The organism is Amycolatopsis sp. NPDC004079 (genome assembly GCF_040610415.1).
GTDB lineage: Bacteria > Actinomycetota > Actinomycetes > Mycobacteriales > Pseudonocardiaceae > Amycolatopsis > Amycolatopsis halotolerans.
The window spans coordinates 30,168-45,470 of sequence record NZ_JBEXMH010000010.1 but is presented as its reverse complement, the minus strand read 5'-3'; the positions used below and the strand labels follow the sequence as shown (position 1 = coordinate 45,470).

Annotated in this window: 18 protein-coding genes; 10 read left to right on the top strand and 8 right to left on the bottom strand. The window is 68.0% G+C overall.

Annotation, left to right across the window (positions count from 1 at the left end; translation table 11 throughout):
- Positions 1–51: 51 nt before the first annotated feature.
- Positions 52–807 carry an acyltransferase gene (locus ABZX37_RS13430; RefSeq protein WP_354739152.1) on the bottom strand — a complete coding sequence of 252 codons (756 nt, stop codon included), beginning with the start codon at positions 805–807 and terminating at the stop codon, positions 52–54.
- 52 nt (positions 808–859) lie between these two features.
- On the opposite strand from ABZX37_RS13430, the gene ABZX37_RS13425 reads away from it, so the two are divergent.
- Both ABZX37_RS13425 and ABZX37_RS13420 read left to right on the top strand, forming a co-directional pair.
- On the top strand, positions 860–1,807 hold the full coding sequence (locus ABZX37_RS13425) for a nucleoside hydrolase (protein WP_354739150.1): 948 nt from the start codon (positions 860–862) through the stop codon (positions 1,805–1,807).
- An 836-nt stretch (positions 1,808–2,643) separates the two neighbouring features.
- Complete coding sequence (locus tag ABZX37_RS13420; protein ID WP_354739410.1) at positions 2,644–3,741, top strand: C40 family peptidase; 1,098 nt, start codon at positions 2,644–2,646, stop codon at positions 3,739–3,741.
- 226 nt (positions 3,742–3,967) lie between these two features.
- On the opposite strand, the gene ABZX37_RS13415 is transcribed toward ABZX37_RS13420, so the two are convergent.
- Positions 3,968–5,410, bottom strand: a complete 1,443-nt coding sequence (locus ABZX37_RS13415) for an SDR family NAD(P)-dependent oxidoreductase (RefSeq protein ID WP_354739149.1) — start codon at positions 5,408–5,410, stop codon at positions 3,968–3,970.
- A 43-nt stretch (positions 5,411–5,453) separates the two neighbouring features.
- On the opposite strand from ABZX37_RS13415, the gene ABZX37_RS13410 reads away from it, so the two are divergent.
- Positions 5,454–5,978 carry a TetR/AcrR family transcriptional regulator gene (locus ABZX37_RS13410; RefSeq protein WP_354739147.1) on the top strand — a complete coding sequence of 175 codons (525 nt, stop codon included), beginning with the start codon at positions 5,454–5,456 and terminating at the stop codon, positions 5,976–5,978.
- Here the strand turns inward: ABZX37_RS13410 and ABZX37_RS13405 are convergent.
- Positions 5,963–6,583: a TetR/AcrR family transcriptional regulator gene (locus tag ABZX37_RS13405; RefSeq protein ID WP_354739145.1), complete on the bottom strand. Its 621-nt coding sequence runs from the start codon at positions 6,581–6,583 to the stop codon at positions 5,963–5,965. The genes ABZX37_RS13410 and ABZX37_RS13405 overlap by 16 nt on opposite strands.
- 92 nt (positions 6,584–6,675) lie before the next feature.
- On the opposite strand from ABZX37_RS13405, the gene ABZX37_RS13400 reads away from it, so the two are divergent.
- The 3 genes from ABZX37_RS13400 to ABZX37_RS13390 all read left to right on the top strand — a co-directional run bounded on the left by ABZX37_RS13400 (position 6,676) and on the right by ABZX37_RS13390 (position 9,062).
- Positions 6,676–7,419, top strand: a complete 744-nt coding sequence (locus tag ABZX37_RS13400) for an SDR family oxidoreductase (protein WP_354739143.1) — start codon at positions 6,676–6,678, stop codon at positions 7,417–7,419.
- Between the two features lie 91 nt (positions 7,420–7,510).
- Entirely contained in the window at positions 7,511–8,155 is a 645-nt protein-coding gene (locus ABZX37_RS13395) for a helix-turn-helix domain-containing protein (protein WP_354739141.1), read from the top strand.
- Between the two features lies 1 nt (position 8,156).
- Complete coding sequence (locus ABZX37_RS13390; RefSeq protein ID WP_354739139.1) at positions 8,157–9,062, top strand: carboxymuconolactone decarboxylase family protein; 906 nt, start codon at positions 8,157–8,159, stop codon at positions 9,060–9,062.
- On the opposite strand, the gene ABZX37_RS13385 is transcribed toward ABZX37_RS13390, so the two are convergent.
- The gene (locus ABZX37_RS13385; RefSeq protein WP_354739137.1) at positions 9,046–9,456 is read right to left on the bottom strand and encodes a hypothetical protein; all 411 of its coding nucleotides are present in this window, start codon (positions 9,454–9,456) and stop codon (positions 9,046–9,048) included. The two genes, ABZX37_RS13390 and ABZX37_RS13385, sit on opposite strands and share 17 nt — an antisense overlap.
- A gap of 101 nt (positions 9,457–9,557) precedes the next feature.
- Between ABZX37_RS13385 and ABZX37_RS13380 the strand changes: the two genes are divergently transcribed.
- Positions 9,558–10,421, top strand: coding sequence for a 3-hydroxyacyl-CoA dehydrogenase family protein (locus ABZX37_RS13380; protein ID WP_354739135.1), 864 nt, complete (start codon positions 9,558–9,560; stop codon positions 10,419–10,421).
- Positions 10,422–10,464: 43 nt separating this feature from the next.
- Here the strand turns inward: ABZX37_RS13380 and ABZX37_RS13375 are convergent, their stop codons facing one another.
- The 3 genes from ABZX37_RS13375 to ABZX37_RS13365 are packed head-to-tail and all read right to left on the bottom strand — an operon-like array spanning position 10,465 to position 11,921.
- Positions 10,465–10,959, bottom strand: a complete 495-nt coding sequence (locus ABZX37_RS13375) for an SRPBCC family protein (protein WP_354739133.1) — start codon at positions 10,957–10,959, stop codon at positions 10,465–10,467.
- Entirely contained in the window at positions 10,913–11,299 is a 387-nt protein-coding gene (locus ABZX37_RS13370; RefSeq protein WP_354739131.1) for a metalloregulator ArsR/SmtB family transcription factor, read from the bottom strand. The genes ABZX37_RS13375 and ABZX37_RS13370 overlap by 47 nt, the downstream gene beginning before the upstream one ends.
- Positions 11,300–11,330: 31 nt before the next feature.
- On the bottom strand, positions 11,331–11,921 hold the full coding sequence (locus ABZX37_RS13365; protein WP_354739129.1) for an XRE family transcriptional regulator: 591 nt from the start codon (positions 11,919–11,921) through the stop codon (positions 11,331–11,333).
- An 89-nt stretch (positions 11,922–12,010) separates the two neighbouring features.
- Between ABZX37_RS13365 and ABZX37_RS13360 the strand changes: the two genes are divergently transcribed.
- A complete protein-coding gene (locus tag ABZX37_RS13360) occupies positions 12,011–13,594 on the top strand; it encodes an FAD-dependent oxidoreductase (RefSeq protein WP_354739127.1) in 1,584 nt (527 codons plus the stop codon).
- Between the two features lie 225 nt (positions 13,595–13,819).
- Here the strand turns inward: ABZX37_RS13360 and ABZX37_RS13355 are convergent, their stop codons facing one another.
- Positions 13,820–14,146, bottom strand: coding sequence for an antibiotic biosynthesis monooxygenase family protein (locus ABZX37_RS13355; protein ID WP_354739125.1), 327 nt, complete (start codon positions 14,144–14,146; stop codon positions 13,820–13,822).
- Between the two features lie 60 nt (positions 14,147–14,206).
- On the opposite strand from ABZX37_RS13355, the gene ABZX37_RS13350 reads away from it, so the two are divergent.
- Together ABZX37_RS13350 and ABZX37_RS13345 are read left to right on the top strand one after the other, a co-directional pair.
- Positions 14,207–14,635, top strand: a complete 429-nt coding sequence (locus tag ABZX37_RS13350) for a MarR family transcriptional regulator (RefSeq protein WP_354739123.1) — start codon at positions 14,207–14,209, stop codon at positions 14,633–14,635.
- 61 nt (positions 14,636–14,696) lie between these two features.
- A complete protein-coding gene (locus ABZX37_RS13345) occupies positions 14,697–15,251 on the top strand; it encodes a dihydrofolate reductase family protein (protein WP_354739121.1) in 555 nt (184 codons plus the stop codon).
- The last annotated feature ends 52 nt before the right edge of the window (positions 15,252–15,303 follow it).

Genomic DNA, 15,303 nt, shown 5'->3' with positions numbered 1-15,303 from the left:
GACGCTGTCAGGCTATTTTCGCGGGAGAACTCGACACGCCGCCCCGCTACGTCAGCTGTCGCCGAGCGTCTTCTGCAGTGCCTTGTTCGCCTTGCGAGCCATGTCGGCGACGGCCTCGCGCCGGGCCGCATCCGCGGCGTAGTCGTCCTCGCGGTTGCGGACCACCCGGGCCGGTGAACCGACCGCGATCGAGTAGTCCGGGATGTCACCGCGCACGACCGCGTGCGCGCCGAGGACGCTGCCGCGGCCGATGCGCGTGCCTTTGAGGACGCTGACCTTCGTGCCGAGCCACGTGTCCGGGCCGATCCGGACCGGCGACTTGACGATGCCCTGGTCCTTGATCGGCACGTGGATGTCCGCGGTCACGTGGTCGAAGTCGCAGATGTACACCCAGTCGGCGACGAGCGTGGCGGCGCCGAGCTCGATGTCGAGGTAGCAGTTGATCACGTTCTGCCGCCCGAACACCGACTTGTCGCCGATGCGAAGGGACCCCTCGTGACAGCGGATGGCGTTGCCGTCGCCGATGTGCACCCAGCGGCCGATTTCCATCCGGCCGTATCCGGGACGGCAGTGGATCTCGACGTTCTTGCCGAGGAACAGCATGCCGCGCAGGATGATGTGCGGGTTCGCGACGCGGAATTTGAGCAGCCGGTAGTAGCGGACGAGGTACCACGGCGTGTACGCGCGATTGCGCAGCACCCAGCGCAGCGAGTCGGCCGTCAGGAACTTCGCCTGGTGCGGGTCCCGCCGGGCCCGCCGCCAGGCGCGCACGCGCGACAACGCGGGCGCACCCCACATCGACGTCATGCCTTTGACCGTAACCTGTGGACGACGGCCAGCCACACGCAAGGGGAGCACGATGGGGACCAAGCTGATCATCGACACCGACCCCGGCGTCGATGATGCTTTCGCGATCGCGTTGGCTGCGAGGTCGGCGGACGTCGACCTGCTGGGCGTGACGACAGTCTTCGGCAACGTGCCGCTGACCACGACGACTTCGAACGCGCGACGGCTGCTGCAACTGTGCGACCGCCCGGACGTGCCGGTCGCCGCGGGTGCCTCGCGGCCGCTCCTCTACCGCGAACTGCACCGGTCGAGCACCGTCCACGGTTCCGACGGGCTTTCCGGGCACGCCGCTTCGCTGCCCGACGCGACCCGCCCGCTCGAAGATTCCGACGCGGTCAGCCTGATGGTCTCGCTGATCGAAGCCTCGGACGAACCGGTGACCATCGCGCCGATCGGTCCGCTCACGAACATCGCCGCCCTGCTCGCCGCTCACCCCGGGGTGCGTTCGAAAATCGCGCGAATCGTCCTGATGGGCGGCGCGCTCGCCCTTGGCAACTCGACTGCGGTCTCCGAATTCAATATCTGGGCCGACCCGGACGCGGCGCGGCGCGTGCTCGCCGAGGACGACGTCCCGTGCGTGATGGTCCCCCTCGATCTCACTCACCGATGCGCGGTCGACAGCGCGTGGCTGGCGAAACTCGCCGCGTCCGGGCCGGTGGGGCAGGCGCTGGACTCGTTCACGCCGGACTACCTCGTGCACTACCGGCAGGTGCTCGGCTACGAAGGCATCGTCATGCACGACGCGGTGGCCGTCGCCGAGGCCATCCGGCCGGGCCTCCTGCACACGGAGACTTACCCGGTCGACGTCGACTCCGGCCTCGGCCCGACCCGAGGCATGACGATCGTCGACCGGCGGGAGGTCCCGACTGCGGCGACCGGGCGGCCGGTCGAGGTGGCGGTGGATACGGAGCTGGATGTGCTGCGCGAGTTCGTGTTGTCGAGACTCGCCGGAGGCCAGTGATGGAGGGGACCGGGAGATCGCCGCTGGATGGCGAATCGCAGGTCACGCCTGGTGCGGTGGTGGGTGAGAGCGGTGGTGAGCCTGGGGGTGCGGCTTCGCTTCCGGTGATTGGCGAATCGGCTGGGTCGTCGGTGGGCGGGGTATCGCCGGCGGGCGGTGAATCGGTCGGCGCGGGTGGTTCGTCCGTGGGCGAGACGTCGCCGGTGGACGGCGAGAATCGTGGGTCGACCAGTGTGTCGCCGCTGAGTGGCGAAACTTCTGGGCTGGCTGATGAGGCGTCGCGGGGTGGCGATGTGCCTGAGTTGACCAGCGCTTCGCCACTGGGTGGCGACGACCCCGGACCGGACGCTGTTTCGCAGCCGAACGGCGAGGCATTTGCATCGAGCTCTGGTTCGCCGCGGAACGGCGAAATGGCTGAGCGGGGTGCTGTCTCGCCGTTGGGTGGCGACGTATCTCAGCCGACCAGTGCTTCGCCGTTGAGCGGCGACGCTGCCGACTTGGCCAGCGAGTCGCCGCTCAATGGCGACGTGTCCGGCTCGGCGAGCGGGTCGCCGCGGAACGGCGAGGGTCCTGAGTCAGCCAGCGTCTCGGCATCCAACGGCGGCGCGCCCGGCCCGTCCAGCATCTCGCCGCTGAGCGGCGACACACCTGAGCCGGGCAGCGAGTCGCCACTGAAAGGCCACGTGACCGAGCCGGGCAGCGAGTCGCCGCTGAATGGCGAGGCATCTGAGCTGACCAGTGCGTCGCCGTTTAGTGGCGACGGATTCCAGGCGTCGGACGGCGAAGGGCGCGCGCCTTCCGCGAAGCAGGGTTTTCTCGCGCGGAACCGGCGGGCTGTGGTCGCGCTGGGGGCGGTTGTAGTGGTCGTTGCGGCGTTGGCCGTCGCGGTGCAGGTTTTGCCGGGCGGGGCCAGTGACGCGAATTCCGGGAACGTCGCGGCGACATCGTCGGTGGCTCCGGTTACCTCGAAGACCGCTCCGGCTTCCGCTGCGCCGACGTCGGTGGTACCGGTTCAGCCTGGGGTGCCGCGGGCCGGGGAGTTCGGGCCGTGGGCGTCTCGGACCAGTCAGTGGCTCGACATTCCGTTGCGGGCGATGAACGGGTACGCGCAGGCGACTGTCACGCTCAGCAAGGAAAAGCCCGATTGTCACCTGTCCTGGATCACTCTCGCCGCGATCGGGAAAGTCACCAGCGATCATGGCCGGGCGCAGGGTAATCAAGTCAGGGAGAACGGGACTCTCGCGAAACCGCTTGGCACGGTTGAGGTTCTCGACTTCTATCACCGAACCGTTTCGACGCCGGGGGCGGCGGGACCGTTGCAGATCTCCCCTGCGGTGTGGAGCAAGTGGCAGCGGAGTGCGTCTGGCGGGAAGCCTGACATTCAGAACATCGACGATTCGGCGCTCACGGCTGGACGTGCGCTCTGCGTGAATGGCCGCGATCTGGCGACGGACTGGTGGAACGGGGTCGCGACGCTGGAACCGGCGCCGGTGGTTCTGCATCGGACGCTTGCGACGACCAATGTCTACGGAACGGTCGGGCAGAGCGAGCAGCCGCCCAATCCGGCGGTGCTCACGGCGGTCGACTTCGCGATTGACCAGATTGGACTGCCGTACGTCTGGGGCGGTAACGGGACCCGTGATGCTGACCCGGGTTTTGACTGTTCCGGTCTCACGACCGCGGCTTATGCGAGCGCCGACGTCAAGCTGATGCGGACGGCGGACACGCAATTCCGCAGCGTTGCCCATGTGAGCGAACCCCAATTGGGCGATTTGATCTTCTACGGTGCGCCGACGACGAAGATCCATCATGTGGGGCTTTACATCGGGAATCAGCAGATGATCGACGCGCCGCAGACTGGGCAGGCGGTGCAGGTTCATCCGTATCGGAAGCCGGGCGACGACTACGCGGGCGCGGGGCGGCCGACGGCCTGACCATCAGTGCGGTCGATGCGACCGGCGGTTCGGACGGGTTGGGCTGGAAACGCCAGCAATGAAGCTGGTTCTGCACAACACTGCGCCCCAGTAAGTCCGACCGGTGTCAAGGAAGCCTTGGGTGCAGAGTTCACCGCTCGCAAGGACAACTACAGATCCGCGACCCCGGATGTCTTGTCCGCTGCGGAGAGCCAGCGATGCGAGCGAACAACTTGACGGAAGCCGGTCAGTGTTGGCGGACCAGGTCCAGGGACACCCCCCACAGTCTCCGCGCGGTCGCCTCGTCGCGGGCCCAGCGCTTGACGGCGTGGCTGTTGTCCGCCAAGTCGGCGTCGTCGGGGGCTGTCTCGGCTTCGTTGCCGTCGTCCAGGTAATGGCCACCGTTATGGGCGAATTCTGGGGCGGTCGCGGCGACGAGCGTGGTGGCTGCGCCTTGTTCGATCGTCTTGTAGGCGAAGACGCCGGCGGCTTCCAGACGGTCTAGGTGATCCTTCATGTCTTGGGTGAAATCTCGTTGCAGGCCAGTGGAAACTCCGCCTGGGTTGACCGCGTTGGCGACGATTCCGTCGGCCGCCCATCGGCGGGTCGCTTCCACCGCGAACAGCGAGTTGGCCGTTTTCGACTGTCCGTAAGCCAGTTGGGGGTCGTAGGCTCGCTGGGTAAAGTGGATGTCATCGAAGACAACAGATGAGTACATGTGCGCGCCTGAGGTCACTGCGACGATCCGGGCCGCTCCGCGGTCGTTCGCGCCGGCGGTCAGGGCGTCGTGCAGGCCCAGTGCCAGTGCGAAGTGGCCTAGGTGATTGGTCGCGAACTGCAGTTCCCAGCCCAGCGGGGTGCGGCCCAGCGTTGGGCGCATGACGCCGGCGTTGTTGATCAGCAGGTGCAGCGGGCCGTCCCAACTGGCGGTGAAGTGGGCGACGGTGGCGAGGTCGGCCAGTTCCAGGTGCGCGGCGCGGACGGCGTGGTTTCCGGTGGACGTGGCGATGGCGTCGGCGACGTTTTTGCCCGCAGAAGGGTTGCGCACGGCCAGGGTGACGTCGGCGCCGGCTGAGGCGAGCGCGCGGGCTGTTTCTCGGCCTAGGCCAGATGTGGCACCGGTGACGACGGCGCGGATGCCGGTGAGGTCCAGGCCTGCGACGACATCGGCGGCAGTGCTGGTGGCGTTGAAGGCCGTGCGGATCAGGTCTGTGGCGACGTCGGTGGTGGCGGTGGCATTGACGACCGCTGGGTTGAGGCCTGCGCCAACGTCGGCGGCGGCACCGGTGGCATTGACGGTCGCGTGGATCAGGTCTGCGCCGACATCGGCGGCAGCGCTGGTGGCATTGCTGGCCCTGTGGATCAGGTCTGCGCCGACATCGGCGGCGACGCTGGCCTTGATGGTCGCGTGGATCAGGTCTGCGGCAACGTCGGCGGCAGCGCCAGTAGAGCTGCAGGCCGTATGGATCACGTCTGCGGCGACATCGGTGGTGGCGGTGGCATTGACGGCCGCGTGGGTCGGGTCTGTGGCGACGTCGGCGGTGGCGCTGGTGGTCTTGACGGCTGCGTGAATCAAGTCTGCGGTGGTGGCGCTAGCGGCGTTGACGGCCGTGTGGTTGGGGCCTGCGCCGACGTCGGCGGGGGTGCTCGTGGCGGCTAAGGCAGCGTGGATGCGGGAAGGTTGAGGCACCCTTTCGACTATACGGGTTAGGCGTGAGTTGTATAGTGTGTCTATGGGCAGCGATCGGCGCACGCACGTACTGGACTCGGCGTTGGAGGTCTTCGCGCGCTACGGGTATCGCAAGGCGTCCATGGACGACGTCGCTAAGGCTGCGGACATCTCGCGTCCTGGCTTGTACTTCTACTTCTCGTCCAAGCCGGAGTTGTTCCGCGCGACGGTGCGGCATTCGCTTGACGGCAGCATCTCGGCGGCGCGGAGTGCTCTCGCCGATTTGCGGCGACCGCTGCGGGAGCGGCTGGTTGAGGCGTTCGATCATTGGGCCGGGCGCTACGTCGGGGCGATGGCTGCGGAGATTGGCGTCCTGATCGACTCGAATCCCGAATTGCTCGGTGACATGCCGGCTGAATATCCGAAGCAGTTCCGGGTGCTTGTTACCGAGGCGATCGGCGGTCGCTCCGCTGCCGACGTGGCTGGGACGTTGATCAGCACGGCGATCGGCATCAAGTACGACGCGAAAACCCGCGACGAGTTTCGGGAGCGGATGGCTGTCGCGGTTGATCTTTACTGCGGTCGTTGAAGTTCCGGCCAGGTGGAAAGGGCTGCGTCGGCGACTTCCTGCAACTCATCCCGGCTCGCGCCGCTGGCTGCTTCTACGGCGATGCCGAACGCGACTGTCATGACGTAGCGAGCCAGCCGGGCCGGGTTGGCGGACGGGGGTAGATCGTGTTCGTCTACGGCGCGCTGGAAGCGTTTCTCCAGGGCTCGACGGGCGGCGTTGCGCCATTCGACCAGCAATTCGCGTGCGGGGAGGCCTAGTTCGCCCGCGGCCAGCGAGCCCTGGACGCCTAGGCATCCGGGTGGGCAGTCGGGGTCGGTCGTTGCTTGGACGGCCCCGTTGAGGATCGCGGCGGCTACCTTGGCGGCGGTTGGCTCCGCCCAGGCTCGTGGGCCGTAGGAGGCGGGGCCTTCGTCGTAGAGGGCTAGAGCCTTGCGGAACAACTGTTCTTTGTTGCCGAAAGCGGCGTACATGCTGGTTTTCGTGATGCCCATGGCCCCGGTCAGATCGGCCAGGCTGGCTCCTTCGTAGCCCTGCTCCCAGAACACCAGCATCGCGCGCCGCAGCGCTTCGTCGGCGTCGAAGCTGCGCGGGCGGCCGATGGGCGGCTTGTCCTGAGTGGTCACCGCACCAGTGTAGCCCTTCGGTACCGATCGGTCCGGAAGTGCTACGGTTTCATTTAGTACCGATCGGTACCTAAATAATCGGAGGTCGGCAAATGGGGCAGCTCGAGGGCAAGACGGCGGTCGTCACCGGTGGAAGCAGCGGGATCGGGTTGGCTGCCGCCGAGAGGTTCGCGGCCGAGGGGGCGTACGTCTTCATCACTGGACGGAATCGGGACGCGCTGGACGCGGCCGTGAAGACCATCGGGGCGGCGACTGCGGTACCGGGGGACATCGCTGACCTGGATGATCTGGATCGGCTTTACGACGCGGTTCGCGCTCGGGGCAAGGGGCTCGACGTCGTGTTCGCCAACGCGGCGGCGGGATCGTTCGCGAGCCTGGAAGAGACGACCGCGGAGCACTTCGATCAGGTCTTCGGCACCAACGTCCGCGGCGCGCTGTTTACAGTGCAGAAAGCGTTGCCGCTGCTCAACAAAGGTGCGTCGGTGATTCTGAATTCGTCGGTCCGGGCGGATGACGGCCTTGAAGCGTTCGGGACGTATTCGGCATCCAAGGCCGCGCTTCGGTCCTACGCTCGCACTTGGGCCAACGAGCTGAAGGGGCGCGGCATCCGGGTCAACGTGGTTTCGCCCGGGACCATCGACACGCCGGTGCTCGAGAAGGCGGTCGGCGCGGACAAGGTCGACGAGGCTCGGGCGAGTTTCGCGGCGCGAGTTCCGCTCGGACGGATGGGGACGCCGCGCGAGGTCGCTGACGCCGTGTTGTTCCTCGCCTCCGAGCAGAGCAGCTTCATCCTCGGCGCGAACATTTACGTCGACGGTGGCGAGAAGCAGTTCTGACCAGCAGTAGTGCGGGGACAACGGTGTCCTCGTCTGGCGCGAGGGCTATACGCAGGTATAGCCTGCTGTTCATGCGTATAGCGACGGCGTCATGACCGACCCCGACGACCTGACCGCGCGCGCCCGGATCCGCGACGCGGCGATGCGGCACTTCGGCGAGCATGGCTTCGAGCGCGCCACGATCCGGGGCATCGCCGTGGAAGCGGGCGTGTCTTTGGGGTTGGTGCGGCACCACTTCGGGTCCAAGCAGGAGCTCCGCGAGGCGTGCGACGCGCACTTGGCAAAGCTCCTCGGCAAGCTCAACGACCAGGTCCCGGCTGATTTGGCCGAGTTGACCGACCCCGAAACCAGCGTCGCGGCGAATCCGGTTGCGGCGGCGCGAATCGCCGTCGGGCCGTATCGGGATTACCTCGTCCGGGCGCTGGTCGAAGGCGGGGTCGCGCCGTTGTTCGACGCGATGGTCGAAGCTGGCGCGGACCGGCTCGTCGCGGATGATCGGCGACGGCCGGACCCGCCGACGGTCGAGCCGAAGGTCCGCGCTGCGATCGGTGCGGCGATGGCGTTGTCGATCACCGTGCTGCACCAGCACATTTCCCGCGCGGCCGGCGTCGACATCCTCAGTCCGGCTGGCGACAACCTCCTCGCCCGCGCGTTGATCGACATCCACTCGCATCCCCAGCTCAGCCTCGACGAAGCGCGGGCGGCCCTCGATCGCCTGCCCGCGGAAGGAAACTGACATGCCGCACGCGAGGATTCCCCGCATCCCGCCGCTCGAACTCGACGAGATGGATCCCGAGCAGCAAAAGCTGGCGAAACTCGGCGCGGACACCGTGATCCAGGTTCTCGCCCGCGCGCCGGAGGTGATGGAGGCGTCCGGGAAATTGGGCGCTTTCCTGCTGAGTCAAGGGAAACTGCATCCGCGGATCCGTGAGCTGGCGATCCTCCGCGTCGCGCTCCGGTGCGACGCGCCGTACGAATGGGCCAATCACGCGCCTGCCGCGCTCGGCGGTGGTGCGACCGAAGCCGAGATCACGGCGCTTTCCGACCCGGACGCCAGCTGGTCGCCCGAGGACGACGCGGTGCTGCGTGCCGTGGACGAACTGTGCGCGAATGTCTTTGTGTCCGACGAAACCTGGACGGCTCTCGCCGCGACCCGCGACCATGCCGAGGTCATCGAGATCCTGTTCCTCGTCGGCTATTACCGGATGATGGCGGGGTTCCTGAATTCCGCGGGCGTTCCGGTGAAACCCGGACAACCCGCACTCGGCGAGCCTCCGGTTCCGGTGGCCCGCCCGGCGCAGGCTTCCCGGCCCGCCAGCGGGAAAACCGGTCCGGATGGCACCTGGAAGGTCACGTTCGTGCACCCGGCCGGGAGCAAAGACCTGCTTCTCGACCTCGCGACCGACGGCGCCGCGGTGTCCGGTTCCATTTTCGACTCCCAGCTGAACGTCACGGTCCCCATCGTGGCCGGAACGGTCGACGGCCGGGAAATCGCCTTAACCGCGTTGGTGACTGATCCGGTGCGCTTCGAGGTGAGCGTGACCGGCACGGTCGACGGGGACGTGTTCACCGGTTCCGTCACGATTTCCGGCGGCGGCACCTTCCCGCTGTCCGGAGTCCGGGAGGTCAATCCCAGTAATTGAACAGAGCTTCGCCGACGGTCGCCGGTTTCCAGTACGCGATGTCGGACCGGGTGAGGTGCGGCCAGTCTTCGGCCTTGAAGGAACGTTCGAGGTCGGCCGGCGCGAGCACCCGGAACTGCTCCGTTTCCGCTAGCACGGCGGCCAGTTCCGGCTCGTCGACGAACTCCAGCGGCCCCCATTCCCGGGACGGCGCGAAGTCGAGCGAGCGGGGCCGGGCGAGCGCGAGCACCGGCGCGTCGTTGGCGGCGACGACCGAGACCGTGCGGTCGGGATACTCGACGACGGCTTGCCAGAAGTTCGGCGTGACGTCCGGGACGCGGAATTCGGCGAGGGTTCCGCTGGTACGACGGGCGAAGCCGTAACAGAGACGGCGAACCTCGCGAACATCGACCACCGCCGCATTCTACGCGAGCCGGTCCCCCGCCAGTGGCCGCGGAATTGCGGCGGGCGAGGACGGATGGTCTTCTTGGCTCAAGATCGAAAGGTGAGCCCGCCATGCCGTACGCGTACACATTCGACCAGATCCGCGACCGGCCGGTCACCGTCTTCGGCGCCGGGACGCTGGGCAGGCGCATCGCGCTGATGTTCGCCTCGCGCGGCGGAACCGTGCGGATCAGCGACCCGAGCGCCGAACAGGTCGCGGCGGCGGCGGAATACGTGGCGGAGGCGTTGCCCGTCCTGCTCGAAAAGCGCGGCAGCGGCGAGATCGGCCAGGTCGAGGACGCCGCGTCGATCGAGGACGCCCTGCGCGACGCGTGGCTCGTCGTCGAGGCGGTGCCGGAGCGGCTGGACATCAAAATCCCGCTGTGGGGCCAAATCGACGAGGCCGCGCCCGCCGACACCATCTTCGCCACGAACTCGTCGTCGTACCCGTCGCGGATGATGGCCGAGAAAGTGCGCGACAAATCGCGACTGTGCAACATCCACTTCTACATGCCGCCGACGGCGAACGCGGTCGACCTCATGTCCGACGGCGAAACCGGCCGGACCGTGCTCGACACGCTGCTCGGGGTGTTGCCGGAATTCGGCATTCATCCGTTCGAGGCGCGAAAGGAAAGCGTCGGGTTCATTTTCAACCGCGTGTGGGCGGCGATCAAACGGGAATCGCTCGCCGTCGTCGCGGAGGGCGTCGCCCGGCCCGAGGACGTGGACGGGATGTTCAAGATCAACTGGCATCTGCCGTACGGGCCGTTCCAGATGATGGACCAGGTCGGCCTGGACGTGGTGCTGGACATCGAAAACCATTACGCGGACGAGAACCCGCACCTGCCCGCCGGGCCGCGGGACCTGCTGCGCACGTACGTCGAGGCGGGCAAGCTCGGGATCAAGACCGGCGAGGGGTTCTACTCGTACGGCTGAATCGCGGCGGCCCGGACAGCGGAATCCGGGCCGCCTCGCCGGTTCACGGCAGCGAAGCCGCGACCTCTTCCAGCGCGTCCATCGACTCCTGCATTCCGCCTTCCATGCCGGATTCCAGAATGGTGTCGCGGAGTTCCTTGGTGTGCGTTTCGGTCAGCATGGTCACCGTGGTGCGGTCGCCCGATTCGGCGAACGTCACGGTGACCACGGGGGCCTCCACGTCCAAGGCTCCCGGGGTTTCGTAGACCTCGGTGTGGACCAGGCGCTCCTCGGGAACTATCTCGCGATATTCGCCGTGGAAGGCGACCTCGAAGTTGCCGTTCGCGATCAGCACATAGCGCCACTGGCCGCCGACCCGCAGGTCGATGTCCACGGACGTCACATTGCCTCGTTTGCCCGCCCACCAGCGTTTCACCAGGTCCGGCGTGGTCCAGGCACGGTAGACGTGCCGCCGCGGGGCGGCGAAATCCCGGGTGATCAGGATCTGGTCGTCAGCGGGCAGCGTCACCTTCGCCGTGCCGGTCGTCGTGTCGGTCATGATCGTCCTCCTCGGTCGAGCCCATTTCTTCCAGCACGGCGTCCAGCGACTCGAACCGTTCCTCCCAGGAGCGTTCGTAGCGACGCACCCAGTCGTGGATCGGTTTGAGCGCGCGGGCGTTCAGCCGGTAAAGGCGTTGCCTGCCCTCGTCTCGCACCTCGACCGCGCCGACCTCGCGCAGTACTCGCAGATGCTTCGACACCTGCGGCTGCCCCAGGCCCAGCACGCGGACGAGGTCGTTCACCGGACGTTCGCCGTCGGCGAGGACGTCCAGGATCTCCCGGCGCCGCGGTTCGGCGACGGCGTTGAAGACGTCCGCGGTGGTCGCTGCCCGTGCCATGCGGACAATCATATGCCGATATGGGTATGCGTCAAGAGGCAGGCCGGGCGCGGACGTGGAACCGCTCCCCTTGCGGGCCGAAAAGGGCCAGGACCTCGCAGGGCTCGGCGCCCGCGTTGCCGAACCAGTGCGGAACGTGCGTGTCGAATTCGGCGACCTCGCCCGGCCGGAGAACTACGTCGTGCTCGCCGAGCATCAGGCGCAACTGTCCGGACAGGACGTACATCCACTCGTACCCCTCGTGGACCCGCTGGTCCGGAGGTTCGGGGAGGCGCTCCGGCGGCAGGATCATCTTGTAGGCGCGCAGGCCGCCCGGCCGCCGGGTGAGCGGCAGGTAGGTGCGGCCGTGCCGGACGAACGGTTTCGGGTGCAGGCGCGGATCGCCGGTCGGCGGCGCGCCGACCAGCTCGTCGAGCGGGACCTGGTAGGCGCGGGCCAGGGCGAGCAGCAGCTCCAGGGTCGGTTTGCGCTGGCCGGCTTCGAGCCGCGACAGCGTGCTCACCGAGATCCCGGTCGTCTCCGCAAGGCCGGTCAGCGTCGCGTTGCGCTGCTTGCGCAGGGCGCGCAGCCTCGGGCCGACCGCGTGCAGGACCTCGCCGAGGTCCTGGTCGTCTTCGCTCATGCCGTTCAATTTGCCACTTCGGCAAAGAACTTTGTCAAGTCGGCGCGTTCTCCGGATAGTCCGGGGCAAGGGGACTACAGGAGGATCCAGTGGACGAGAAGTACGACGTGGTGGTGGTCGGCGGCGGTGCGGCCGGGCTCAGCGGGGCGGTGGCGCTCGCGCGGTCGCGGCGGTCGGTGCTGGTCGTGGATTCCGGCGAGCCGCGCAACGCGCCGGCCGGGCACGTGCACAACTACCTTGGCCGCGAAAGCACGCCGCCTGCCGAGTTGCTCTCGATCGGCCGCGCGGAGCTGGCCGGGTACGGCGGCGAGGTGCTCGCGCAGACGGTGACGTCGATCGCCAACGGGGACAACGGGTTCGAGATCTCGCTGGCCGACGGGCGGCGCACGCACGCGCGGCGGGTGCTGGTCGCGACCGGTCTCGTCGACGAGCTTCCCGAGGTCGCCGGGCTGGCGGAACGGTGGGGCCGGGACGTGCTGCACTGCCCGTACTGCCACGGCTGGGAAGCGCGCGACCGGGCGATCGGCGTGCTGTCGACCGGTCCGATGACCGTGCACCAGGCGTTGATGTGGCGGCAGCTGACCGACGACGTCGTCGTTTTCCGGCACACGCACGGGGATTTCGAGGAGGCTCCGCTGCTGGCGCGCGGGATCCGGATCGTGGACGGGGCGGTCGCCGCGGTCGAGACCGAGGACGACCAGCTGACCGGGGTGCGGCTCGAATCGGGCGAGGTCGTGGCGCGCGAGGCGCTGGCCGTCGCGGCGCCGGCCAGGACGCGCGCGGACTTTCTCGCGCCGCTCGGGATCGAGCCGGAGCCGGTGGAGTTCAACGGTTTCGTGATCGGCACGAAGGTCCCCGCGGACGCGGCGGGACGGACGTCCGTTCCCGGCTTGTGGGTGGCGGGGAACGTCGCGGACATGCGGGCGCAGGTCGTGGTTTCGGCCGCGGCGGGGTTGATGGCCGGTGCGGCGATCAACGGCGATTTGGTCGAGGAGGAAGCCGCGGAAGCCGTCCGGCAGCGGGAAATGCCGTTCTCGCACGAGATGGAGCGGGAGGTCGCGCGGACTAACGAGCATCCGCCGTTCGACCGCCAGTCCTGGGAGGAGCGGTACCGCTCGCGGGACGAGATGTGGAGCGGGCGGCCGAACGACCAGCTCGTGACCGAGGCTTCCGGACTGGAACCGGGCCACGCGCTGGACGCGGGCTGCGGCGAGGGCGGCGACGCGATCTGGCTCGCGCAGCAGGGCTGGCGGGTGACGGCGGTCGACTTCTCCACGACGGCCATCGAACGCGGGCGCGCGCAGGCGGCGAAACTCGGCGTGGGCGAGCGGATCACGTGGGTCGCCGCCGATGTGGGCGAATGGGTGCCGGAGTCGAAGTTCGACCTGGTGACGACGCATTTCCTGCACATCCCGTCGGCGGCCAGGACGGTGGCGTTCGCGCGGCTCGCGGACGCGGTGGCTCCGGGCGGGACGTTGCTGGTGGTGGGGCATGACCCCGCCGACGTCCACGCCGGGCGGCCGCACATGCCGGACATGATGTTCACGGCCGGGGAAGTGGCGGAGACGCTGGACCAGTCTTGGGCTTCGGTGGCCGCGGAGGCTCGGGAGCGGGCCGCGGTCGGGGCCGAGACGGTGGTTCGGGACACGGTGCTGGTGGCCCGGAAGCGGTGACGAAGCGGCGGCTCCGGTCCGGTCAGTCAGGGGGCGGCCGGACCGGAGCCGCCGGGACGGGCGGTGCGAGGCCGCGGCTGATTGAGCCGGAAGCAGCGCATGGATTTCGGCGGAACGGGGCGTGCGAAGAAGCTCCGACGCGCTTTCGGTCCCGCTCGGATCCGTCCGGGCTGGGGAAGTTCAGCACGCGGACTTTGATGGCACGCCGGGCACTGCGCCGGACCATCAGGCGTGGTGCACGGATTCCACGGTGTACAGGTGCGGTTCGCACTCGGCCAGTGCCAAGGCCACGGACATGTGCTCCTGGCATTCCGGGTCGGCGAACATCGCCTGGAGGGCCTCGGCGCTCGTCCATTGGGCGTAATTCACGACGCGCGTGCCGTCGGTGCTCGCGTGGATGTTCGCGGACACGTAGCCAGGGCGGCGGCCGATGACCTCTTCTGTCGCCGTTGTCAGGACCTTCACCAGGGCCTGCTGCTTCTCCGGGGCGACGGTGAAGACGTTGATCAAGGTGGCGACGTCGGCGTCGGTGCTGATGGTCGTGGGGGTCACGGGTCCTCCTCCGCAATGACAGGTTCCTGACAAGGGGCCATTATGTGTAAGGTTCCTGTCATGAGTCAAGAGGCGACGCGACGGCCGGGGTATCTCGTGAAGCGGGTGCAGCAGGCGTTCCGGCAGGCGTCCGACGAACTGTTGCGGCCGATCGGGTTGTCGATGGCGCAATACGCGGTGCTGGCGGCGCTGGCGGAGAGCCCGGGGGCCTCGTCGGCCGAGTTGGCGCGGCAGTGTTTCGTGACGCGGCAGTCGTTGCGGGACGTGCTGACCGGATTGAAGACGGCCGAGCTGGTCGCGGTCGCCGAGGAAGCGTCGACGGGGCGGGCACGGCCGGTGCGGCTCACCGCGACCGGCGAGGCTCGACTGAAAGAAGCGCATCGGGTGGTCGACGACATCGAGGAGCGGATGCTGGCCGGGATGCCGGAATCCGAGCGGCGACGGCTGGCTGAGCTGTTGAGCATCTGCGCGGAGAATTTGACGCCCTGAGGACCGATGAGTTTTCGCCGCTCCCCCGGTCTACCTCGTATCGAAAGAACGAGGAGGAGCCATGGGCAAGGTGTTGTGGCACGTCGCGATGTCGCTGGACGGGTTCGTCGCGGCGGACGGGCATGCGATGGACTGGATGTCGGGGGTGCACATCACGCCGGGCGTGCACGAGGAATCCATCGCGCGGATCGGGGCGATTCTGGGCGGACGGCGCGGGTTTGACGCGCTGGCGGCAACAGCGCCGGGGAAGGTCGCCAAGCAGCCGTATGGCGGGGCGTGGAGCGGGCCGGTTTTCGTGCTTACCCATCATCCCGAGGACGCGCAGGCAGAGGACGGGGTGACGTTTCTCGACTGCGACGTCCGGGAGGCGGTCGAGATCGGGCTCGCGGCGGCGGGCGGGAAAGATCTTGAGCTGCACAGCCAAGATATCGCGCGCCAGTGCGTTGAGCTGGGGCTTGTCGACGAGTTCTTCGTGCATCTGATGCCGGTGATGCTCGGGTCCGGGGTGCGGCTGTTCGACAATCCGGGCGGGAAACCGGTTCGGTGGGACCGGGTGCACGACGGGGATCCCGCGCTCGCGATCGACCTGCGGTTCCGGCCCGCCTCGCGACACTGAATCCCGTTCATCGGGACGGATCGGCATACTAATGGCCCATGGCCTCCGCGGG